The 24,462-nt window shown below is 60.8% G+C and carries 16 protein-coding genes; 5 read left to right on the plus strand and 11 right to left on the minus strand.

The window, feature by feature from the left end:
- Nucleotides 1-9: 9 nt before the first annotated feature.
- The 10 genes from FYK55_RS03790 to FYK55_RS03835 form a co-directional block, all read right to left on the minus strand.
- Nucleotides 10-1,467 carry a GspE/PulE family protein gene (locus FYK55_RS03790; protein WP_235908397.1) on the minus strand — a complete coding sequence of 486 codons (1,458 nt, stop codon included), beginning with the start codon at nt 1,465-1,467 and terminating at the stop codon, nt 10-12.
- Nucleotides 1,468-1,484: 17 nt separating this feature from the next.
- Complete coding sequence (locus FYK55_RS03795) at nt 1,485-2,486, minus strand: type II secretion system F family protein (protein ID WP_235908398.1); 1,002 nt, start codon at nt 2,484-2,486, stop codon at nt 1,485-1,487.
- Between the two features lie 435 nt (nt 2,487-2,921).
- On the minus strand, nt 2,922-4,232 hold the full coding sequence (locus FYK55_RS03800; protein ID WP_150075034.1) for a homoserine dehydrogenase: 1,311 nt from the start codon (nt 4,230-4,232) through the stop codon (nt 2,922-2,924).
- A gap of 283 nt (nt 4,233-4,515) precedes the next feature.
- Nucleotides 4,516-4,881 (minus strand): PilZ domain-containing protein, encoded by a 366-nt coding sequence (locus tag FYK55_RS03805; RefSeq protein WP_161604292.1) that lies wholly within the window; start codon nt 4,879-4,881, stop codon nt 4,516-4,518.
- 420 nt (nt 4,882-5,301) lie between these two features.
- Nucleotides 5,302-6,180, minus strand: coding sequence for a sugar phosphate isomerase/epimerase family protein (locus FYK55_RS03810; protein ID WP_150075038.1), 879 nt, complete (start codon nt 6,178-6,180; stop codon nt 5,302-5,304).
- A gap of 605 nt (nt 6,181-6,785) precedes the next feature.
- On the minus strand, nt 6,786-8,288 hold the full coding sequence (locus FYK55_RS03815) for a glutamate synthase subunit beta (protein WP_150075040.1): 1,503 nt from the start codon (nt 8,286-8,288) through the stop codon (nt 6,786-6,788).
- 109 nt (nt 8,289-8,397) lie between these two features.
- Entirely contained in the window at nt 8,398-12,972 is a 4,575-nt protein-coding gene (gene gltB / locus FYK55_RS03820) for a glutamate synthase large subunit (RefSeq protein WP_150075042.1), read from the minus strand.
- A gap of 109 nt (nt 12,973-13,081) precedes the next feature.
- Nucleotides 13,082-14,056, minus strand: coding sequence for a LysR family transcriptional regulator (locus tag FYK55_RS03825; protein WP_150075044.1), 975 nt, complete (start codon nt 14,054-14,056; stop codon nt 13,082-13,084).
- 313 nt (nt 14,057-14,369) lie between these two features.
- Nucleotides 14,370-14,630 carry a hypothetical protein gene (locus tag FYK55_RS03830; protein ID WP_150075046.1) on the minus strand — a complete coding sequence of 87 codons (261 nt, stop codon included), beginning with the start codon at nt 14,628-14,630 and terminating at the stop codon, nt 14,370-14,372.
- A gap of 386 nt (nt 14,631-15,016) precedes the next feature.
- Entirely contained in the window at nt 15,017-17,092 is a 2,076-nt protein-coding gene (locus FYK55_RS03835) for a hypothetical protein (protein ID WP_150075048.1), read from the minus strand.
- Nucleotides 17,093-17,572: 480 nt separating this feature from the next.
- On the opposite strand from FYK55_RS03835, the gene lepB reads away from it, so the two are divergent.
- Both lepB and lptB read left to right on the plus strand, forming a co-directional pair.
- Nucleotides 17,573-19,582 (plus strand): signal peptidase I, encoded by a 2,010-nt coding sequence (lepB, locus tag FYK55_RS03840; protein ID WP_150075050.1) that lies wholly within the window; start codon nt 17,573-17,575, stop codon nt 19,580-19,582.
- A gap of 67 nt (nt 19,583-19,649) precedes the next feature.
- Entirely contained in the window at nt 19,650-20,534 is an 885-nt protein-coding gene (lptB, locus tag FYK55_RS03845) for an LPS export ABC transporter ATP-binding protein (protein WP_150075051.1), read from the plus strand.
- A 73-nt stretch (nt 20,535-20,607) separates the two neighbouring features.
- Here lptB and bioD read toward each other — a convergent pair whose 3' ends face one another.
- Nucleotides 20,608-21,321 carry a dethiobiotin synthase gene (gene bioD, locus FYK55_RS03850; RefSeq protein ID WP_150075052.1) on the minus strand — a complete coding sequence of 238 codons (714 nt, stop codon included), beginning with the start codon at nt 21,319-21,321 and terminating at the stop codon, nt 20,608-20,610.
- A 33-nt stretch (nt 21,322-21,354) separates the two neighbouring features.
- On the opposite strand from bioD, the gene FYK55_RS03855 reads away from it, so the two are divergent.
- From FYK55_RS03855 to FYK55_RS03865, 3 genes are all read left to right on the plus strand, one after another.
- On the plus strand, nt 21,355-22,236 hold the full coding sequence (locus FYK55_RS03855) for a carbon-nitrogen hydrolase (RefSeq protein ID WP_315854035.1): 882 nt from the start codon (nt 21,355-21,357) through the stop codon (nt 22,234-22,236).
- A gap of 38 nt (nt 22,237-22,274) precedes the next feature.
- The gene (locus FYK55_RS03860) at nt 22,275-22,937 is read left to right on the plus strand and encodes a toprim domain-containing protein (RefSeq protein ID WP_150075053.1); all 663 of its coding nucleotides are present in this window, start codon (nt 22,275-22,277) and stop codon (nt 22,935-22,937) included.
- Nucleotides 22,938-23,406: 469 nt separating this feature from the next.
- Nucleotides 23,407-24,456, plus strand: coding sequence for a hypothetical protein (locus tag FYK55_RS03865; RefSeq protein ID WP_150075054.1), 1,050 nt, complete (start codon nt 23,407-23,409; stop codon nt 24,454-24,456).
- Nucleotides 24,457-24,462 lie beyond the last annotated feature (6 nt).

Consider the following 24,462-nt stretch of genomic DNA (forward strand, 5'->3'; position numbering starts at 1 on the left):
GCAACGCGATCAGATCCGCATCGCGACGCCCAGGACCCGACGTACTTCGGCAGGACTGGTGATGCCCTGGCGAACGAGATCCGTGGCGGATTGCCAGACCGATTTCATGCCGGCTTCGGTGGCGACGCGATAGCTGGCGCGAGAATCCCGCGTGTCCAAGATCGCCGTGGCCAGTCCCGCATCCCGGAGCGGAAGAAACTCGCTGGCGATCACACGCCCGCGGTACCCGCTATCGCAACATTCGGGGCATCCGCCAGGCACACGCGCCCAATCAATCGGCAACCCGTAGAATTCTTGCGGATCCCGGCTGTCGCCGGCACAGTGACAGAGCTTTCGCAGCAATCGCTGGCAGCAAATGCCAATCACTCCGCTGCGCAACAGGTAGGGTTCGATTCCCATGTCCAGCAAGCGGCTCACCGCAGTGACCGAACTGTCGGCGTGAAAACTGGTCAACATCAACTGACCGGTCAAACTGGCTTGGATCGCAATTTCGGCGGTCGTCGGATCACGGATCTCACCCACCATGATCACTTCCGGATCTTGGCGGAGCAGGGATCGCAGCCCGACGTGCAAATCGAATCCCGCCGCGGCGTTCACCTGGCTTTGCGAGACACCGGCGATGGGTACTTCGATCGGATCCTCCAACGACATCAGGTTGCGTGTCCCGGAGGTCTCTTGCACCAGATGCCGAAGGCACGCGTACAAGGTGGTCGATTTTCCGCTGCCGGCCGGACCACAGATCAGCAGGGCGCCGCTGGTTTCCTGCAAGCAATCCTTGATCTGGTCGACGACCTCCGTCGCGTGTCCCAGTTCTTCCAGGTCCCGGTACTGGTTGCCGTGCCCGAAGAATCTCAACACGCCGCGCTCGCCGTGCAGCGTGGGATACGTGCTGACGCGAATGTCGCCCCCTTGATCACTTTGAAGCCGACCTTCTTGCGGGATATCGCTGCGATAGGTCAGCAGGTTGGAGAGAACTTTTAACCGCGACACGATGTTCGAACTGGCTCCGGCAGGAAACTGTCCCAAGCAAAGCAGTACGCCGTCGTTGCGGAAGCGAATCTCCAACCCCTGTGCGACCGGGTGCAGATGCACGTCGCTGGTTTCCACGCGGCGAGCGAAGTCCAACAAGGCTTCGACGAATTCCGTGGCGTACGCGTCCGTTTCCGGGCGGAGGTGTTCAATCCGGCTGACCATCTCCGCCCGCTGGCTTGCCAAGTCCACTTCGGCGTCACGTGGCTTCGCGGGGGCGGTCGGAGGTCCGGGATCGCGACGGAGTCGCTGGCCGTTGGCAGAGGTGGATATCAAGGTTGTCTTTCGGTATCTCGGGTGGTGGAGCAATTCATCCTGCAACGCGTCGTCCGCGTGCGCGGCGTTGGAAGCAGAGAGAGCGATTTCATTCAGTTCGTTTTCAATCGCATCGGACGACGACTCCGCCTTGACGGGGCGTGCACGGGAGCTTGGGAACATGTGGCAAGTCGCTCGAACTAAATCTCTCGGCTGTCAATCGTCTGGATCGCCGCGTCGCTCAGGTTGCCGATGTACAACGAGAATACGCGGAAAATAATCAGGATCAGAATGGCCGCGATGGCTGCCCAAATCATTGCCGACATCAAGTACGTGATGGTTGCCATGGACATTCGGACCTGGCTTTTCAACTGCCGAAAGTGCTTGTCCAACGTCTCCGAAAGTCGCCCCGAGGCTTCGCCCAGTTCCACCGCCTCCAGCGTGTCCTTCTGGAACAGCCCCGTTTCCTCCAACACGGAATGCAGATCCCGGCCTTGCAGGATCGCTTTCTTGGCCGGTTCGGCTTTGCCAGCGAACTGCGGCGTCCCCGCGCTCTGGAAAGCCAAATCGACGGCCGACCACGCATCTAGTCCGGAGTCGATGGCCAACGACAGCGATTGAATGAATCGGGCTTCGGCAAAGACACGGAACAGGTGTCCGAAACGTGGGATCCGGGCCAGCCAATCCACCACGAACGACAGGTAGCCGCGATTGGCCAAGGCAATGAAACCGAAGAGGATCGCAAAGGCAGCCGCAACGAACAGCGAATAAGTGATCAACCCCGATGTGCCGACCAGCCCGATACCAAGCAAGTCACGTTGAGCTTCGGAATCGGCCGGGACCACAACCTCCGGCAGGTAAATCATCAGACCGACGACCACCACCGCAATCAACAATTGCGCCAGCGGCCACAAGATTGACCCGGTAAAAACTTTGCGAAAATCCGCTAGCTGTTGGTAGTAGTCTGACAGCCGATCGAGGACGCGATCCAGTCGCCCGGTCCGCTCTCCCCCCTCAATCATCTCGGCAAAATGCGACGGGAAATAATTCCCCTGCGCTTTCACCGCTTCGGCCAAGGACCCGCCTTGCCGGACGTGATCGGCGACGGACTTCATGTGTCGCCCATAGGCGTTCGCATGATTTTCCGCCTCGCGATCAAAGACGCGGTGCGGGTCCAGACCAACTTCAAACGATACTCCCACGCGCTCACAGAGCGTACTGAGGGTTTGGTGCCTAATGCGTCCGGGCAGCACTGGGATCTCGGGGAATCGGGGGGGGCGCAACGGTCATTTCGCAAACACTTCTGCCGCGGCCGGGCGTGGACAGGAAACTTCCTGGAGAAACCGACCCGAGGGCGGTGACCGAGACGCTGGAATGCGACAGGGGTGGTCGCCGGCAACCTCGAAGTCGACGGACCCACCGGGTGCGGAAGCTAGCAGATCGGAATGAACAACCGATAAAGATTGGACGAAGGAGCGTTCAAGAATCCTTCACACGCTCGCGAAACACGTCGCTTCATCCTGCCGCCGGTGGTCGTGCCGTATTGCTTCACCCTCGCTCCGGGAGGGTGAATTCTAGAAAGCAGGTCTTTTGCTGGCTCAGAGAGCTGCACCACCTGCGAGCGCCGACGGCTCGCGTCAGCCTTTGACGCGGAGCCGGGTCACCGGACCGGTGACGGACTTGAGCGCTTCGATTTCTTCCGTGGCGGTGTAGGCCGATCCTTCGGTGGCTTCGTGAGTCATGATGACCAGCGGGACCGGGTCGTGCTCTCGATCGGGGCTTTCCGATTCATGTTGAATCACCGACGCGATCGAGATGGCATGTTTCTCCAGGACCGAGGCGATGGCGGCCAGAGTGCCGGGATGATTTGCCACCTGCAGCCGCAGATAGTAACGCCCCAGCAGGGTTTCCGTGTCACGCTGCTTGGCCCGCGGCGGGTTCTCGCTGGAAAAATACTCCAGCGTCTGAAACGTCAGCTTGGTTCGACCGACCGCGGTATCGATCAGGTCGGCCACAACCGCGGAAGCGGTGGGCATCTGGCCGGCCCCCAGACCGTGATAGAACACCGGGCCGACGGCGTCGCCGACCACGCGAATTGCGTTGAAGGCGTCACGGACCTCGGCCAACGGCGTCCCGATCCGCAACAACGTGGGCGCGACCGAAAGCTCCAAGCCGTCCTCGGCCAGGTCCGCGGTCGCCAGTAGTTTGATCCGATAGCCCAGTTGGCGGGCGTAGCGCAGATCGGCAGGGTCCAGCCCGTCGATCCCGATTTTCGGAATGTCGTGCCAGTCGACGGTCGCTCCGAAAGCCAGGTGGGCCAGAATGGCCAATTTTTGAGCGGCATCGGTGCCGTCCACATCCATCGTCGGATCGGCCTCCGCGTAACCAAGCTCCTGAGCTTTGCGAACCACGTCCGCGTAGGCGGAGCCCTTCTCGTCCATCTGCGTGACGATGAAGTTGCTGGTTCCGTTCAGAATGCCCTCCAACGATTGCAACTGGTTGGCGGACAGGCACTGGCTGATGTTGGCGATGATCGGGATCCCGCCGGCCACCGACGCTTCAAAAGCGATGCTGCGTCCCAAACGCCGTGCCGCGTCAAACAATTCCGGTCCGTGTTCGGCCAGCAGCGCCTTGTTGGCGGTCACGATGTCTTTGCCGGATTCCAGCAATCGCAGCATGATCGTCCGCGCGGGCTCGAGCCCACCGATCAGCTGCGCGACCACCGTGATGTCCGGGTCCTGGATCACGTCATCCAGGGTATCGGTCAACACATCTTCGGGCAGGTCAATCCGGCCGCGGGCCTTCTCCAAGTCGCGGACGACGGCCTTCTTCAGCCACATCGTGCGTCCGGCATGCCGCGCCGTTCGGTCGCCGTGATCGAGCAATAGTTTGGCGACGCCAGTTCCAACGGTTCCCAGGCCAACAATGGCTACATTTGTCTTTTCCATGACGCAGATGGTAGCTGCCCAGGGCCGAATGAACGAGGCCCGGTCACGCGCGGAGCACCGCGGGAGTTCTCCGCCGGACCGAAGAGACGCTTCTCAGAGCGAAGAAGATGCGGCCAGATCGCGTTTCCGTCGCCGTCAGCAAGATGCACTTGCTTGATCGTGGGAAGCGCGGGGCAGACACCGTCTGGCGACGGTAGCGACGATCCGAGAGAGCTGGTTTCCGTTGCATTGCGGCGGTCGTCCAACAAGTGGATCAGCTCGACTGAGCGGAATCGAGCCCAACCTACTGGTGCACGTTGATGAATCTCCAACCGGAGATCTTCCAGTTCTGTCCGTAGGAACGGCACCAGCGACATTCAGCCAAGAACTTCACCGGCCCGCTCTTCAAGCTCTCCACCGTCAGAACCGCGACCGCGCGTTCGGGGATCTGGGTGTCGGTGATCAATCCGATCCCCGCACAGGAGACGTTGCGAGAAAAGGCGAGCAACTCGGCATCGGAGCCGCGGACACGAAGCTTGACCGGACGCACCAGGTGATCCCGGTGGGAAGAACGGTTTTCGATGCGATCGTGAAAGGCGTCCTCGTCGAGTAGATCGCGTACCGCAAACTCAACATCCATATTCGGTGCACTGCCGCTTTGACGCAACATTTCGATCAACTCCTTCCCCTGCCGACGCGGAATTCGAGGGAACGACGTTCCCTGAGACGTCCTTGGGGATTCTCTTCCGGTCTTGAGAGGATTGGTGAGAACAATTTTTCTAGTGGATTTCAACGCCATTGAAATCTGCTAGGAAAACGCCCTCGGAGCAAACGGAATGTTGAACAATTCGGCAAGAATCCTGGAAGCCTGAAAAAGCGTTCATCTTTCTGCCCCCGCAGGGGTTCCGAGCATGCGCTTCGCCAGGCCCCCCAACGGGCCAACGATGATGCGACCGCGCATCATGTGCGTCGAAAACACAACGGGCGTGCTAAACATCGCCAACCGTTTGCGGGAACCCGGCGGGAAGCCGTCACGCCGACTTCGCACCTTGTGATCGCTTTCGGGCGGTCCACCAAATCACCGACAAACTCAAAGCTGCCGCAGATACGCCATGCTTTGCTGGATGCTCTTGACCGGATGCGGAGACTGGTCTTGCTCCACGTGGCAGTGAGCCACGCCGGCATCGGCCGCGGCAGCCAGGACGGGTTCCATGTCGATCACTCCGTCGCCAAGTTCCTGAAACGCTTCCGCGGGGACCGAACCGAATTCCGGCGTCTTGACGGACGGATCCAGATCTTTGAGGTGCAACTGAGACACCCGCCCCCGAAGCTTTCGAATCAACGCGGCCGGGTCGTGACCGCCGACGCGAACCCAAAAGATATCGACTTCGAATTTCATCTTGTCGCTGAACTCATCCATGAACACGTCATAGCCGCAGCGGCCATCCTTCAGCGGTTGAAACTCGAACGCGTGGTTGTGATAAGACAGCTGGATTCCGGCCTGGCTGGCCGATTCGGCGGCCGCGTTCAAACGTTCGGCAACCTGCTTGTATTGGTCCAACGAACCGCGGAGGTCGTTGGCCAGATAGGGAACCACCAAATGCGTCAAACCGGCATCGTTGGCCTTTTCCAACAGGACGTCGACGGTGGGGGCCCCCTGGCGATCAGGATACAGAATTGCGTCGGCGTTGATGTGGGAGGAGTGGACCGCCATCCCATTGTCCTTGGCCGCCTGGATCATCTCGTCGGCGCCGGGAAAGCCATACGGTTCGACTTGCTGGTAGCCGGCTTCCGCGACCGCCTTGAGCGTTCCCGCCACGTCGTCGCGGATCTCATTGCGCAGCGTGTACAGTTGAATGCCGATTTCTTTGCGATAGCGATTGTCCGCGTCCAGAGCTTGCAGCCAACGGGACTGGGAGAGTGCCAGGGACAGCGCGGCACCGGTGCGAAGGAATTGGCGACGTTTCATTTCAATGGAACCGAAGGAAGGCGTTGAATCGTAAAAACCGAAGGGGAATTCTCCGGTGGACCGTGCGGAACCGAGAGACCGACCGCCGGGCCACGCGGACGAGGGTTAGTGTAGCCACCGTCGCCAGAGAGTGGACACGCTAAATCTAGCCAGGGTTACCGAGTCGCGTTCCTAACTGCGCAGCGCCGATTCTCATCAATAACACCGTGATTTGCCATGCCGTGGGTGGCAAGACGTTGGCCGCCGGTTGAGGCGAGAGCATTCGCGGCTAGCCCCACAGTGACGATCAATGTCAGGCGCTCTCTGCTTCACCCTCAGCTTGGAGGTCGTGCAGCTTTCCGATCGAGGGAAAAGCGTGCTTTTCTGAAATTCACCCTCCCGGAGGGAGGGTGAAAGGCGGGGCACGAGCCTTTGGGGAGGGTGTGTTCGTGAACCCACTGAAATCAATCGGGCCGGACAACCCTCCCCGCGTCGTCGCGGGGCTCCTCCGCGACCCTCCCGGAGGGAGGGTGATTCAAAGCTGCACGACCTCCGAACGGGAGGGTGAAGTGGCGGAACACGTCGTCGCTGGACCAAAGTCGCCGCGGGGACGCTCGATTGGCGCCTCAGGTGACTTGCATCGAGGTGCCCATGGTCAACCCCGGGGCCGGCAAATGACTTTCACCCTGCAGGAACACGTCGATCGCCCGGGCGGCCCCGCGGCCTTCGTTGATCGCCCACACGACCAGACTTTGGCCGCGTCGACAGTCACCGGCCGCAAACACCTTGTCGATGTTGGTCGCAAACTTTCCGTGCTCGGCTTTGAAATTGCTTCGCGGGTCCGTTTCCATCCCCAGTGACTCCGGCAAGTACTGATCGGGCCCCAGGAATCCCATCGACAACAGAATCAGTTGCGCCGGCCAGACCTTCTCGGTTTCGGGCTGTTCGGCCATCTGCCACTTCCCGTCTTCGTCCTTGGTCCATTCCACCTGCACGGTGCGGATCCCGCTGAGCTGACCGTTGTCGTCGACCATGAATTCTTTGCTGAGCAATTGGTACTCGCGGGGGTCGTGCCCAAACTTTGCTTCAGCTTCTTCGTGGCCGTAATCGACGCGGAAGATTCGCGGCCATTCCGGCCAGGGATTGTCCGGAGCGCGGTGCTCGGGCGGCTTGGGCAGCAATTCGAAGTTGACGATGCTGCGGCAACCATGTCGCAGGCTGGTGGCGATGCAGTCGGTCCCGGTATCACCGCCGCCGATCACGATCACGTCCTTTCCTTCGGCGCTGATGAAGCCGTCACCGAGCGAATCGCCGTGGACCGATTGCTTGGTGTTGGCGGTCAGGAATTCCATCGCGAAGTGTACGCCCGGTGCGTCGCGGTTGGGAATCGGCAAGTCACGCGGTTTGGTGGCCCCACAGGCCAACAGCACGGCGTCAAACTCATTGACCAGCTCTTTGGGATCGACGTCCTTGCCGACGTTCACGCCGGTTTTGAAGGTCACGCCTTCGGCGGTCATCTTATCGACGCGTCGTTGCACGACCTTCTTGGACAGTTTCATGTTGGGAATGCCGTACTGCAGCAGTCCTCCAACGCGATCGGCTCGTTCGAAAACGGTAACCTGGTGACCCGCTTTGTTCAGCTGGTCGGCGGCGGTCATGCCGGACGGGCCGCTGCCGACGATTGCCACGGTCTTGCCGGTGCGTTCGACGGGTGGCTCGGGATTGATCCAACCCTCTTCCCAGGCTCGGTCGACGATCGCGTTTTCGATGTTCTTGATGGTCACCGGCGGATGGTTGATTCCCAACACGCAGGAACCTTCGCAAGGAGCCGGACAGGTCCGACCGGTGAACTCCGGAAAGTTGTTGGTCTTGTGCAACCGTTCGATCGCTTCCTTCCAACGGTTGTTGTAAACCAGGTCGTTCCACTCGGGAATCAAGTTATCGATCGGACAGCCGCTTGCGGATTGGCAAAACGGGACCCCACAGTCCATGCAGCGAGCGCCTTGCTCCTGCAGCTGTTCGATCTTGTGCTCGGTGTAGATCTCGTCGTAGTCGTTCAAGCGAACGACCGGCAAACGCCACGGAACTTTCTTACGGTCGTACTCTTTGAATCCGGTGGGCTTACCCATGGCGATGGTCTCGTAATTTCATGCGGGAATGGCGTGTTTTGAATCGCGCGGTCGGCCGGGGGATTGAACGCCGCGCGTTTAAGTTGGATGAAGGCAACGGAGCCTGGGATCAGGTTGCGGCGGTTTTTGCCGCTTGTTGTTCCAAGACGCGTTTGTAGTCGGTCGGCATCACCTTGACGCACTGCGTCAGGAACTGATCCCAGTCCTCCAACGCGGCGGCGGCAACTTCGCTTCCGGTGTAGCGATGGTGCAGTGAAATCATTTCCTTGACTTCGGCCTGTTCGTCGGCACCTTCGATCCGGTCCAGGTCAACCAATGCCAGGTTGCAGCGAAGATTGAAATCGCCACGGCGGTCCCAGACGTAAGCGATTCCGCCACTCATCCCGGCGGCAAAGTTTCGTCCGGTTTCACCCAGAATCACGACCCGCCCGCCGGTCATGTATTCGCAACCGTGATCGCCGACGCCTTCGACCACCGCCCGGGCCCCGCTGTTGCGAACGCAGAATCGTTCGGCTGCACGGCCGCGGAAGTAGGCTTCGCCGCTGGTGGCACCGTACAGGCACACGTTGCCGACCAGGATGTTGTCCTCCGACTTGAAGGTGCTTTGCTTGGGCGGGTAGACGATGATTCGGCCACCGCTGAGCCCCTTGCCGACGTAGTCGTTGGCATCGCCTTCCAAATCGATCGTGATGCCGTGGGCCAGAAACGCCCCCAGGCTCTGACCGGCCGAACCCTGCAACTGCAAACGGATCGTGTCGTCCGGCAACCCGGGTTGGCCATGGACCTTCGCCACCTCGTTGCTGAGGATGGTTCCCACGGTCCGGTTGGTGTTCACGATCGGGGATTCGATGACGACCGGCTTTTTGGATTCGATCGCCTCACGAGCTTCGTTCAAGATCCTGGTCAGGTCCAGCGAACGATCCAGTCCGTGGTCCTGCGCCATTCGGCAGATCACTCCCACGTCCTGGTGCGGCTTGGCCGCCGGGCGGAGGATCGCCGTCAGGTCCAACCCGTCAGCCTTCCAGTGTTTGATCGCCGCGTCGGTGTGCAACACCTCGCTGTGACCCACCATTTCGTCGATCGTTCGGAAGCCCAACTTGGCCATGATGCGACGAGCTTCCTCGGCGACCATGAACAGGTAGTTGACCACGTACTCCGGCTTGCCTTCGAACTTGCTGCGCAGATACGGATCCTGCGTGGCGATTCCCACCGGGCACGTGTTCAAGTGACACTTCCGCATCATGATGCAACCGAGGGTGACCAGCGGTGCGGTGGAGAATCCGAACTCTTCGGCACCCAACAGCGCCGCGATGACGACGTCCCGTCCGGTTTTCAATCCGCCATCGGTTTGCAACACCACACGACTGCGGAGATCGTTCAAGACCAGGACCTGGTGGGTTTCGGCGATCCCCAGTTCCCAGGGCAGACCGGCGTGCTTGATGCTGGTCAGCGGCGAAGCCCCCGTTCCGCCGGTGTCACCGGAGATCAGGATGTGATCGGCAAACGCCTTGGCGACACCGCTGGCGATCACGCCCACACCCACTTCGGAAACCAGCTTGACACTGATCCGCGCCGAGCGATTCGCGTTCTTCAGGTCATGAATCAGCTGCGCCAAATCCTCGATCGAATAAATGTCGTGGTGCGGGGGCGGGCTGATCAGCCCGACGCCCGGGGTGCTGTAGCGGATGCGAGCGATGGTATCATCGACCTTGCGGCCGGGAAGCTCGCCGCCTTCGCCGGGCTTGGCACCCTGTGAGACCTTGATCTGAATCTCGTCCGCGTTGGTCAAGTATTCGATCGTCACACCGAAGCGTCCGGAAGCGACCTGCTTGATCGCCGAGCGTTTGGAGTCGCCGTTTTCCAGCGGCTGAAAGCGTGCCGGGTCTTCACCGCCTTCTCCGGTGTTGCTCTTTCCACCCAGGCGGTTCATGGCAACGGCCAGGGTTTCGTGCGATTCGGCGCTGATGCTGCCGAAACTCATCGCACCGGTGCAGAACCGTTTGACGATTTCCGAGGCCGGTTGGACCTCTTCTAAGGGGATCGAGTTGCCGGTGTCTTGGAAATCCAGCAGACCACGCAGCGTGCATCGAAGCCGGTTGTCCGAGTTGATCTTCTCGGCGAACCGCCAGTACGCATCTTCGTTATTGGTCTTCGCCGCCACTTGCAGGTTGGCGATCGATTCCGGGGTCCAGGCGTGCTTCTCGCCTTCGGCTCGCCAGTGGTACTCTCCCAGGTTCGGCAGGGACGGAAGCGTATCCGCTTTCCGCTTGGGATAGCCCAGTTCGTGACGCCGCAGCGTTTCTTCGGCCAGCACGTCGAACGAAACGCCTTGAATGCGGCTGGCGGTCCCCACGAAGCACTTCTTGATGACTTCGTCCTTCAGCCCCAAGGCCTCAAAGATCTGAGCACCCTTGTAGCTCTGCAGGGTGCTGATGCCCATCTTGGCCATCACCTTCAACATGCCCTTGGCGACGCCCTTGCGGTAAGCGGCGACGATCTTGTCATCGTCCAGGGTCGAATCCATCAGGCCGTCACGTCGAGCCTGCCACAGGGCCTCGAACGCCAGGTACGGATTGATCGCATCGGCCCCGTAGCCGATCAGCAAGCAGTGATGGTGCACCTCGCGGGCTTCTCCGGATTCGATCACCAATCCGATCCGAGTCCGTTTGGCTTGCTTGACCAGGTGATGGTGCACCGCACCGGTTGCCAGCAGCGAGCTGACCGGGACGCGATCGGGACCGATCTTTCGATCCGACAGAATCACCAACTGAACGCCCGCATCGGCGGCGGCTTCCGCTTCGGCCGAAATCCGGTCGAGCGTCTTCTGGATGCCGGCCTTGCCTTCGGCACGATCAAAGGTGATGTCGATCACACGGCTCTTCCAGCCTTCGTAGTCGATCGTCGCCAGGGCCGACAATTCTTCGTTGGTCAAAATCGGATGCTCGACCAACAACCGGTGGCAGTGAGCCGGGGTGGCATCGAGCAGGTTCTGCTCGGGACCGATGTAGCACTCCAACGACATGATGACTTCCTCGCGAATCGAATCGATCGCGGGGTTGGTCACCTGAGCGAACAGTTGTTTGAAGTAGTCATAGATCATTCGCGGCTGATCGCTCAGACACGCCAGGGCACTGTCGTTGCCCATCGACCCGACCGGATCGCGAAGATCGCGGACCAGCGGACGCAGCATGAAATTCATGGTTTCGCTGGTGTAGCCGAATGCCTGCATCCGCGGCAGCAACGTTTCCTCGTCGAACCCGTGCGCCTGGTTCTCCGGGTGCAGGTCGGCCAGACGGATCCGCTCGGCACGCAACCAGTCGCCGTAGGGCATCGCCTTGGCAAACGAACTCTTCAGCTCTTCGTCGGGAATCAGCCGGCCCTGTTCGAAATCGATCAGGAACATCTTGCCCGGTTGCAGACGGCCCTTCTCTTTGACGATGGCCGGATCGACCGGCAACACGCCGACTTCGCTGGCCATGATCACGCGGTCGTCGTGCGTGACGTAATAGCGGCTCGGACGCAGACCGTTTCGGTCCAGTGTCGCCCCGATGTACTTCCCGTCGGTGAACGCGATCGACGCCGGGCCGTCCCACGGTTCCATCAGGCACGAAAAATACTCGTAGAACGCCCGCTTGTCTTCGCTCATCGTGTCGTGCTTCTGCCACGCCTCGGGCACCATCATCATGATGGCTTCCTGCAACGTGCGGCCGTTCATCAACAAGAATTCCAGCACGTTGTCGAAGGTGCCCGAGTCACTGCATTCCGGTTCGACCACGGGAAACAGTTTGGGCAGTTCATCGCCGAACAACTTGCTTTCGGCCGTCCCCTGGCGGGCCTTCATCCAGTTGCTGTTACCGCGAAGCGTATTGATTTCGCCGTTGTGGCTCATAAACCGCAAGGGTTGAGCGCGGTCCCAGCTGGGAAACGTGTTGGTGGAGAAGCGGCTGTGCACCATTGCCAGGTGCGTCTCGAAATCTTCGTCGCGAAGATCGGGGAAGTAGGGAAGCAGCTGCGCGGGCGTCAGCATTCCCTTGTAGATGATCACCTTGGTGCTCAGCGAACAGATGTAGAACATCAAGGCCTGTTCCAACGTTTCGCTGCCGCGCAACAAATGGCTGGCACGCTTGCGAATCACGTACAACTCACGCTCGAAGGCGTCGCCCTTGAGCCCTTCGGCGGCACCAACGAAAAGCTGCTCGATCACCGGTTCAGCGGCTCGCGCGGTCGGCCCGACGTCGGCGTGGTCGGTCGCTTGCGGCACATCCCGCCAACCGAAAAAGACCTGTCCGCGGTCGGCGATCAGTTCTTCGATGACTTTCTTGCAGTGAGCCCGCTCCGCGTCGTCTTGCGGCAAGAACACCAAACCCGCGGCAAATCGCCCGGGTTCCGGAAGGTCCACGCCCAGATCTTCTTTCGCGACGCGAGTCAGGAATTTGTGGGGCAAACCGCACATCATCCCGCAACCGTCCCCGGTGTTCGGCTCGCAGCCGCACGCACCGCGGTGATCCATCGCGCGCAAGATTTGATCGGCATCCAGCACGTTCTGGTGACTGGCCACGCCTTTGATGTGCGCGATGAAGCCGACGCCACAGGCGTCTTTCTCGTGCTCGGGATCGTACAACCCCTGAGCGGGCGGCAGGTGAAAGAGTCTTTTGCGCTCGTTGGTCGGTTGGCTTGCGGTCATCTGTCGTTTAGGTCAGGGGGGAAGGTTGGATGAGTGTGGCGGGAGCAGGGCCCGCCGTTTGTCAGCGCCACCGAATTGGATCCATCGGCATCAAATGGCGAAGCGATTCTCAGGCGATGACGGAGGTCCCCGTCTCGATCGCCGCGTCGGAAACATCTGGCTTTGCCTCGCCGGGTTTCGATTTCTTGTCACGTTCCGGATCCAAGGGCCGGCCCAGCAACAGGGATCCGAACTCGTGTCCGGCGCGGCTGGGTCGCCCCGAACGTCGGAAGATGATCCCCAAAGGCCGGATCATGCTCAGGCCGCGACAGGCGACCACCCGCAAGGCTCCGGCGGCCGTCTCGCGCCGCACCGCGGCTTCGGGCAAGAACCCAGCACCGTCGTTGGCTTGGATGGCTCGAACGATCGAATCGGCGTTGTCAAACTCGGTGCGAAAATCCACGCGGACGCCGGCCCGCTTGAGGTGCTGATCGATCGAACGGCGAAGCTCCAGGCTGGAATCGAAGCCGACCATTTCCAACCCGTCCAGATCCGACAGCGAGACTTCGTTGCGTTTGGCCAGCGGGTGCTTGGCCGAACACACCAATCGCATCGGCTCCTTCTGCCACGGGACCGCCACGATCTGTTTGGTCGACTTGGGAAAACTAACCAGCCCCAGTTCAACTTCTCCGCCGAGCAACCGCTCGATCACGTCCTCGTTGCGGCCGTAATCGACTCGCACGTCCACCTCGGGATACACCCGCGCGAACTCTTCCTTCGCATCGGGTAGGTAGCTCAACCCGACCGAGTAGATCGCGGCAACGTGCAACGGACCACTGACGCGGTGCCCGGCCGTGATCACCTCGCGCTCCAGCTGGTGATACTTTGCCAACACCGACTGCAGCCCGCGAAAGTAGGTCTGGCCCGCGCGAGTCAGCGAGAGCGGGCGGCTGGACCGATCGATCAACTGCGTCCCCAACGATTCCTCCAGATGCTGCACGGTCTGGCTGACCGCACTCTGCGACACACCCCGAGCATCCGCAGCTTTCGAAAAGCTACGCAGCTTGGCGACGTCACAGAAAATCTCGAGCGAACGAAGTTGCAAATCGGAACCGGTATTAGAAACTCTTATAGACCGGGCGAGCTGCCCGTAGAATTACTAATGGGGAACGTAAACCCGGGGCCGATGCCCGTCAAGACGCGGGGCCCGCGGCCGATTTCGAATCACCGCAAGGGGCCCCACGACGCCACTACAGGTGGATCATGGAGGATCAGCCGCCACCTCGGACGGCCATCGTTCACCGCCTTTCAGGCGTTGCAGCGGCGATTTGCCGGCTGAACGTGCGTGTGCTCGTCGCCGCGGCCGAGGCTGAACGGACAACCGCCACGCCGCCTGAACGCGATTGAAAAGACCGGGCTCACTCGGCCGAAGCGTTGAACCGTTTGGGAAGCGTGAACGAGTAGATCACGATCAGGGCCCCGGCGCTGAGCACCAGCCAGGGGAACCATTCCGTCGGTTGCCAGGTCTTTGTCTGTTGTCCGGGCACGCTGGACGGATCAAAGAACTCCGTCGGCGTCGAACCGCGGTGGGAATAGAACGTGGCGCTTTCGATGATCAGGGACTCAAAGCCGACGATGATCGCCATGATGCCGAAAGCGATGAAGAGCGATCGCCACATAACTAATCGTCTCCGGATGCGTGGGAGGAGGAGAGAGGTGTTCCACCCAACCTATCGACGCCCACTTGCTAGCAATGCAGCCAATCGACCTACGTCATTACGGAAGCGCCAACCGCCGCCACCGTCACAACCGCCCTGGTGCGAATGATGCGTTCATGCGGAAGGCTACCGGACGGATGTCGGTGCTGCGGCCGAGACGGTCCAAGATTGATCGCTGGACAACACACAAGTAACCACGCTCGCCAGAGTGTGGAAGATGAAGAGACGGCATTGCCACCGTCTGGCGACGGTAGCTACATCGACTTCGTGATCAACCGGCGGCCAGCGTCCTGCCGCTCATTGCACCGCAAATCACGGTGTGCTTGATTGAAAGTGGTGCTTTCCAGCTAGCGGGCAGCTTCAAACTCGGCAAGTTGCCGCAGCATCGGCGGAGAATGCGGCATCAGGGAGAGGGCTTCCTTTTGAGTCTCGATCGCCGTTTCGATTTCACCGAGTGCAAAATAGCAGCGAGCCAGCGTATCCAGACGCGCGGACCGGCTGGACGGATCCTCGACGTTACCCATCGTCAAGGACCGTTGGCTGGCTTTGAGCGCCCGATCAAAGTCGCCCTCGGTGTTGGCGACCAGCCAGGCGTACTGGTTCAGCGTCTCCGCCAGCAGTGCCTTCCACTCCTCGATGACATTTTCCTTGACGTGCTTTTCCGCATCCGCGATTTGCTTCTCCAATTTCATGCGGTTCTGGGAGATCTGCTTTCGCACCGTCGTGTCCCAGTCGGGATCGGCGGGGTCACTGATCCGAAACATCTTGATCAGGATGTCGATGTTCTGGCTGTCATAGCGGTAGGCCAGCTGCAGCCGTTCTTTCACTCCCTGCAGTTCTGCGGGGCTAAGCCGATCCAGATCGCCATCGACTGCTGCCAGCGTTTGCATGGCCGTTTCGTACTCATACAGGCTGCGAATCTGATTGACGCTGCCCATGTTGTTGCCCATCCGCGCCTGGTACATCCGGTCCTTGGATAACCGATCGACAATGGGTTCGATGGCGTCGGTTGCTTCGGCGTGCCGAAGCTGTTCGCTGTAAATCATCGCCAAGTCGTGGCGAGCAATGACGCCCACGGACAGTTCGATGTCGCAGTGTTCGATGACGTATCGCAATTCGCGTTCGGCCCACTGGAATCGTCCCCGCTTGCGAAGCAACCTGGCGACGCGGAAGTGCGTGTAGCCGATTTCCTGCAATCGTCGATCACTGACGGCCTGCCCGTCTTCCTGTTGTTCCTGGTCCGGCTTGTCCTCGCCGGCATCAGCGACAACCGGGAACGGTTCGATTTGAAGGGCCTGTTTGGCAAGCCGCTGCGATTCGTCCTCGCGACCGGTTTGGCCGAAAGCCTCGGCAGCGGCATACAACAGGTCAGCGTTCTCTTCAAAAAGATGCAGATTCTGCTGATAGAGCTCGACCACGATCGGATACAGCCCGTGCCGGGTTGCCCAATCACAATGTTCGACCAGATCGTTGGTGCGGGGCGGGACGAGATCGATATGTTCACCGACCAATGCCAGGGCAGCATCGGTTTCACCCTCGTCAATGGCCCGCGAGGCGAGCGTGCGGATCAATTCAATCACCGAAGCGGAATCCACATTCTTGCTGGCGCCGGTGTTGACGATTTGCCGCTGCTCTTCGACCAGCTCCCGCCAGCGCTCGGCCCCGTAGGTCCCTTCACGAAGATCCTTGGCATAGGCGGACAACCATTTGGAGGCATCGCGATCGTTTCCCGACACGATCTCCTCGATGCGTTCGGCCGTCTGCCGCCGCTGGGCAACGTCCTCGGCCATCGGCTGCTTGAGAACCAGCATCGCGGCACGGCGGCTGAGCTGGATGGTGCGATCAAAACGTGCCACCCGGGCCAGGGCCGCAATGCCCATGCGGTCGGGCAAACGGCCCAGCAACTGGATTCGCGCCAGCCGCTCGGTATCCGTTTGAGCGCCGTATTCGACCAGGATTTCTCGCACTTCCTTGGGATCGGTTTCCTCGGACCAGCTGACTTGCAGGCTGCCGATCAGGTAGCGAGCCGCCGACAGGATTTCACTGTCGCTGTGGTTCTGAGCTTCTCGCAAGGCGTCGAAAGCTTGCAGACCGAACCGCTTGAGTTGATTGCGGGCTCGCATCCGCGTGGCGTAGCTGTCGCTGCCCAACTTTTCGATCCAATCCTGGATCTCCTCGTCGGTGACCCGGTTGGACGAAGTCTGAGCTTTGGACGAAGCCTGATCGTCGCCGCGGGCGACTTGCACGAGTACCAGGGAGGAGATCAAGAACCAACCGACGATCACCGTCGCAATCCGGGGCTTGATCTGCGGCCGGGATCGATCGGCGACCGCCTCCGCCGATTTGGCGGTAGCGGATGCAACGTCGGCTCGAACGCCAGACCGCTGCCGGACGTCCGATCGGTTGAAGTCAGCCAAATACATGGATTTCGATACGCCCGATCATGGGAAACGGTGCGAAAAAAAGCGTCACTGCGGGCCGGGTGTGACCGGGCGGTGCATCGACGCGGATCACGCTGAGGAAACAGGGCGGACGCGGGATTCACCCTGCCCGCTCCGTCCTCCAGCTACAGGGTCCGTCTCATCCAGGGTCCGCCGCACGTGCGACGACACCATGCCGGACGGACCCGCGCCGGACAGACCTGTTCCGGAACACACTGCACCGCGGATGCATTCTATCGGTTCCTCGAATTCTGTGCAGTTCAATCTGCTTCCGTGCACTTCAAACCGCGGTGTTTCGCAGCCAACGGGCGGTGATGGGTGGAGATCCGCAGGCAAAACCTGGCACGCGCACCAAGATCGCCCAATTCGAATCGAAGTTCCCAGACGGCATCAAAACGGCTAGGATCACGTGCGATCCCCTCCCGCGTCCTTCTCCCACTGTCCACCGCCCTGGTTCTCCAGATGAGCCGAAAATCGAAATCCCCCTCCGACGCGGCGCGAAAGCCTGCGGCCAAAAAAACGCGGAACGACGTGGGCGACACTCGGGATGACCGCACGCCCGAGCAACGGAGGGCGGAAAAGATTCGCACGTCAGGGCAGCGTGAAACGGTGGAAGCCTTCGTGGTGGCGTTCGTGCTGGCGCTGCTCTTCCGAGCCTTTGTCGCCGAAGCCTTCGTGATCCCGACCGGCTCGATGGCCCCCACGCTGATGGGCGCCCACAAGGATTTGACCTGCCAGCAATGCGGTCACGAGTTTCAGGTCGGTGCCAGCAAGGAGCGACGGGGTCCGGTCCAGAACGACACGGTGGTCGGTGGGGTGTGCCCCAACTGTCGCTACGTCAACCCGCTGGATTTGGCCGGCAACTCCAACCACGCCACGTTCAACGGCGACCGAATCCTGGTCAGCAAGTTTGCGTACACGCTGAGCCAGCCGGAGCGTTGGGACGTGATCGTGTTCAAGTTCCCGGGAAATCCCAAGCAGAACTACATCAAGCGGCTGGTGGGACTGCCCAACGAAACGCTGACGATTCAGTATGGCGATGTCTATGTGCGACCGACCGGCGAAAGCGGCCAGGGGGAAATCCTGCGCAAGCCGGCGGACAAAGTTCTGGCGATGCGTCACCACGTCTACGATACGAAGGAGCAGTCGCAGACGCTGATCAAGTCCGACTTTCCCAGTCGCATTCAACCCTGGCGTCCGGGGGCAACCAGTCCGCCGGAAGATTCCTGGCAAATCCAGCGTGGCCCGGACGGTCTGGTGGCCACCGTTGAGGCTGCCGATGCGACGCAGCCGGAGTGGATCCGATATTTCCATCACTGGCCCGATGCCTCGCAGTGGCGGGCTGCCGCCGCGGGTCAGTCGCTTTCGTCGGTCGATCCCTACAGCAGCCGATTGGTCACGGACTTTTACGCCTACGATTGCTATGTCACGGTGCCCAGCCGCGAAGTCTACTTGCGGGCGCCCTCCAACGCCCGGATGGCGTCCTCGACCGGTTTCGAAGCCGCCTATCGCTCCGGGGCGTCGCTCGACCAGTTCGGCAGCAGCCTCCGTTTTGGCGACCGCGGCGTTGGCGATGAAGGGCTGCATTGGGTGGGCGACCTGACCACCGAATGCGACGTGGAATTGTCCGAGGACTGCAAAGAATTGATCTTCGAGATTGTCGAAGCGGGCGTTTTGTACCAGTGCCATTTGGATGCGACCGACGGCACCGCCAAGCTGATGATCCTGGACGGAGCCCAGGAATTGCCTTTCCAGGGGGCGGACGGCGAACCGATCCGCTCGGTGACGGCGCAGACGGCCGTTCGGGCCGGTCAATCTCACCACATCCGATACAGCAACTGTGATGACCAACTGCTGCTGTGGATCGATGACGACCTGGTCACGTTCGATACCGCCACGACGTTCGACGCTCGGAGCTTTCGCAGCGAAGACGAGAACGTTCCCCATTACGACCCCGGCGTCCACCCGTTGGACGCGTCACCCTTCGGGCTGGCCGTGCGCGGCGGCACGGCAACGGTCCGTCGCGTCGTGATTCATCGTGACAAATATTACTGCGCGACCAACAACAGCTCATTCGGAATCTACGACTACGACATGAATGAGTTGTGGGCGTTGACCGAGCGAAACGTCTCCTTCCAGGACATCCAAACGGTGCTGGCGACACCGGACCTGTGGGACGATTTTCCGTTGTGGCAGACGCGCCGCAAAGTGAGTTTCGAACTGCACGAAGATCAGTTCTTTCCGATGGGCGACAACAGTCCGGAAAGCCTGGATGCCCGCTGCTGGGCGGGGACGAAACGGATCGCCCGTCTGCCCGAACGTTTTCGTGACCAAGCCTATGCGTTTGCGGATGCCTCCTATGTGCCGCGCGACCTGCTGGTCGGCAAGGCCTTGGTTGTGTTCTGGCCGCACCCCTGGAACGAGCCCGTCCCGTTCTATCCCAACTTCAGCCGATTCCGTTTGATCCGCTAATCGATCCAATCCATCGCCTTCTGCCGGCGTGGCGAGCGCTGCGCAACTTGAAAAGGAATTCAATTCAATGGGCACCGAATCAACCGACGCGCCGGTCCTGGAAGCTTGTGATCTGCAGAAAACCTACGGTCGGCGTCGGGTCGTCGACGGAGTGAATCTGCGTGTCGAGCGAGCCGAAATTGTCGGCCTGCTGGGTCCCAACGGGGCCGGCAAATCGACCAGCTTTCGAATGATTTGCGGGATGGTGCAGCCGGATCGAGGACGCGTTTATCTGGAAGGACGCGACGTGACCGACTGGCCCATGTTCCGGCGCGCCCGTGACGGTCACATGGGTTACCTGCCCCAAGAACCCAGCGTGTTCAAAAAGTTGACCGTGGAGCAAAACATTTCTGCGTTGCTCGAATTGCTGGGCATGGATCGCAAGGCTCGAAAGGTGCGGACCCAGGAGCTGTTGGAAGAGTTCAACATCACGCACATTCGCAAAAGCAAAGCGGCAGGGCTGAGCGGCGGTGAGCGGCGGCGGCTGGAGATCGCCAGGTGCCTGGTTTCCAACCCGCGGATCGTGATGTTGGACGAACCCTTCGCGGGGATCGATCCGGTGACCGTCCAGTCCATCCAAGGAGTGATCAAGCAATTGCGTGATTCAGGGATCAGCGTGTTGATCACTGACCACGCCGCCCGAGAAATCCTGGGCACGGTCGACCGCTGCTACGTGATTTACCAAGGACAGGTGCTGATCGATGGCACCCCGGACCAGGTCAAACGCCACCCGAAAGTCCGCGAGGAGTACCTGGGTGATCTGGACGGGGCAGCCGGCAGTGGAAAGCCCTCGGTCGATGCCGCTTGGTCCGAGGAGGAAGTCGCGGTGCCCCCGGCTGCTCGCGGTACCGCCGTCCCACGCCCCCATTTCCAGGGCAGAATCAAACGGCCGCGGCAAATCTCGGACCTGTGACGCCGCGTCCTTTTAGTGAAGCGATTTGTGCGATGGCGAATGCCCGGTGGAAAGCCGAAGGCCACGCGGGCGATCATTCCCCCCAGGCAAGCTCCGTGACCAACTGGCCCGGGCAATAGCGGCGAATCTGCTGCGCGTTGGTCGGGGTGGACGCATCGCCGTGGGGGCTGGCTGACGACAGGATCACACGCTCGATCGCCAGACCCGCATGTTCCGCCGCGCGAACGCTGGCGATCACCTGGTGGATGGCCCCCAGCCGGTTGGCCGCAACCAGAACAATCTGGGCATCGGGCCAACGCCGAAACAGATCGATGTTCAGCACGCCGTCGGCGAGGGGACTGAACAGTCCGCCGGCACCTTCGATGATCAACTGGTCGCAGTGTCCGACCCACCGCGACGCGCCGCCGTACAGGGCGTCCACGTCGACGGTTTTTCCCGCTTGCTTGGCGGCCTGGGGCGGGGCGAGCGGGGCTTCGAAGCATTGCGGGCACACCGCCGAAAGCGTCAACGGTTGCCCGGCCGCTTCCCACAACCGGACCGCGTCCAGTGACAGCAGTTCGGGTTCATCACCGCCCGCTTTCGGTACAGCCCTTTTCGGAACGGTCGCTTTTTTTAAAGACTGGTCCTTTTCTGAAAGCTCAGCGTGCCGGCGGATACAACCGCTGGCCACCGGCTTGTACACTCCAACGGCGACGCCACGGCGGCGCAGGTCCCGCGCCAGTCTCGCTGCGACGTACGTTTTGCCGACCTCCGTGTCGGTCCCGGCCACGCAAAGGATCTGCAACATTTCCACCCTCACCGATCAAGGTTTTTCGACATCGTGAACCATCGAATCATTCGTCTCGCTCTCGTCCAAATGGCTCATCACGGTTCTCGCGATCACATGTTGGACCGGGTGGAAGAACGGGTGGTCGAGGCCGCCAGCCAGGGGGCTCAGATCGTTTGCCTGCAAGAGCTGTTCGCAACGGCCTATCTGTGTCAGCTGGAGGATCACACGCATTTCGATTTCGCCGAACCCACCGACGGCCCATCCGTGCAGCGGATGCGAAAGCTGGCCGCGGAGCACGAAGTCGTGATTGTCGCACCCATCTTCGAAAAGCGCGCCCCGGGGATGTATCACAACACCGCCGTCGTGATCGACGCCGATGGCAGCGTCGCCGGTACGTATCGAAAAATGCACATCCCCGACGACCCACTTTACTACGAGAAGTTTTATTTCACACCGGGCGACCTCGGCTTCCGGCCGATTCAAACGCGCTACGCGCGATTGGGAGTCGGTGTTTGTTGGGACCAATGGTTTCCCGAAGCAGCCCGCCTGTTTGCACTGGCCGGTGCCGAGATCCTGTTGTATCCCACCGCAATCGGGTGGATCGAAGGCGAGAAAGAAGAGTTTGGTGCGGGCCAGCATGATGCGTGGCAAACGTCCATGCGGGCACACGCGATCGCCAACGGCCTTTGGTTGGGCGCACCCAATCGGGTTGGGAAAGAAGGCGACGTCGAGTTCTGGGGAGCCTCGTTCGTCGTGTCGCCCCGCGGAGAAATCGTCGAGCAAGCCGATCATGAAGCCGAACAGGTGCTGTGTGCAGACTGCTCGCTCGACGAGATCGACGTCGTTCGCACCCACTGGCCGTTCCTGCGCGACCGCCGCGTGGACGCTTATCAGGGGCTGATGAAACGCTGGATCGATTCGACCGATCTTTGACCGAAGGTGTCCCCGCAGACCTCCACGATCGCCGAACCATGACGTGGATCACCCAACACACCAAACTGATCGACTGCCGCTCGCACGGTCCCGGCAGCGAGCTGCTGTTGGTCGAAGGCGATTCGGCATCACGCAGCGTCGCGCGTCTGCGGAATGAGCGCTGCCAAGCGGTGTTGCCCATGCAGGGCAAGCCGATGAACGCCGCCAAGGCCTCCGAAAAGTCCGTGCGGCGGAATCCCTGGTACGAGGCGTTGATCAAGGCCCTGGGAGTGGGATGGAACGCTGAGAATCTTGACGCGTTACGGTATGAGCGTGTCTTGTTTTTGTTTGACCCCGACGCCGACGGGATTCACTGTGGCGCGTTGATGCTGATTTTTTTTGATCAATACCTGCGTCCCCTGCTGGACCAACGGCGGGTCTCGCTGATCAAGGCGCCTCTGTTCCGCGTTTCCGCTGACGGTTACCGAGACGCGATTTCGGTCTACAGCGAAGAACACCTCGCTCGTTTGCGCCGGCACCTCGACGACCGAAAGATTTCGCATTCGCACCAACGCTATCGTGGTCTGGCCAGCATCGACGCGGAGACGCTGCAAGAAACCTGCATCGACCCCGATTCCCGCACCGCTTATCTTTTGCAGCATTCCGACGCGGAGTCCGCACGTCAGGTTTTTGGAAAACCGGCCAAGCGGACCGCACGGTAGTGGTTCTTCCATTTTGAGTTGTGACCAGCGACATCGTGCTTGGCCACTTCACCCTCCCGCAAGCGGGAGGGTCGGAGGCGAGGAACGAGACTCCGGGGAGGGTAGAATCGGAAGCGAATGTCAAAAACGCATGGCTCAGTAACAACCCTCCCCGCGTCGTCGCAAGCTCCTCCGCGACCCTCCCGCTCGCGGGAGGGTGAACCAGAGACCGCATGCATTTATCGCTAGATCGACCTTTGCGGAATTGACCCACAAAAGCAAGTAAATTGAACCAGTTGTACCCGAGCCGACTTGTCTGTCGTCGACCTGAATCGGCTGGATTGATTCGCACATGATGTTCGTTGCCGTGAACTGGATCCTGTGCTGACAACGGGCTGCCCAACAACGGGCTTCCCGGGCGCCAACGGTAGCGGAATCGACCACCGGTCGTCATCGATTGTTTTTCCTCATCCGATTGCGAGGCTGGCTGTTGTCTGATCGACGCGTCCCGACCGCCGCGTATCACGGTCTCCGATGGCTCGTCGGCGTCGTCGCGGCAACGGCGATCATCGCGGTCACTTCCCCGTGTTTCGTTCGCAGTTATCTTCCACGTCCCTACGACACCGATCGGAATGTGAGAGTCCTTCAGCCCGGTTCGAATTACCGCTGGCGCAGTGAAGGTTACGCATCGACGACGATCGGCCCTCACGGGATGCCGGGACTTTCCGAATTACCCGACGACGACCCGGCCAGCATTCGATTGGCTTTTTGGGGGGATTCTCAGGCGGAAGGCGTGTGCGTCGCCGATCACCAGAAGGTCGCCTCCGTCGTGGCCGAGGTGTCCGGACAAGACATCGCGCTGTTACCCTTGGCTCGCAGCGGCGACAATGCGAACGACTGGATCTGCCAGATCGCCGGCATCGAGGCGACGCTGGGGCCCGCGGCACACGTGTTCCTCGTGGTGGAGCTCTCGGATTGGGCGGTCCCCGTCGAAACCGTGGCGACTGAGTCCGCGACATCGCGGGCGGCCGATGAGTGGGAAAACCAAATTGCCGCCTGGTGTCCGGCTTTTGTGATCCACGCGTCCAGGAACCTGGTGACCGACGCGGAGACCGGCGGACTTCGAACCCTGCGATTCCGGCCTCGTTGGGGGCAACCCGCTCCCGCCGCGGCTTCGCCGATCCAGGAACAAGAACCCCCGGTCGCCCCTTACGCGGCACAACTGGATCGACTGCGAAGCGTGACCGATCGTCCCTGTTTGTTCTTGTACGCTCCCAAGTTTCCGAGCATCGCGAGGGGACGGATCGTCCAAAAAGATTCCGATGCGAAAGCCTTCGACGCCTTTGAGCGACTCGCCCGAGAACGCGGATACGCCGTCGTCGACTTGCGGGATTCGATGCGACGGAGCGTCCAATCGGGTCGTTGGCCCCGCGGCTTTCACAATGGTCAGTTTGGCGTGGGCCACTACAACGCAACGGGGAATCAACTCATCGCCCGGGCGATCGCCGATACCTTCGCCACCGGCGTCGTGGGGCACTGACCGGAG

Source organism: Roseiconus nitratireducens (assembly GCF_008629675.1).
Classification (GTDB): Bacteria; Planctomycetota; Planctomycetia; order Pirellulales; family Pirellulaceae; genus Stieleria; species Stieleria nitratireducens.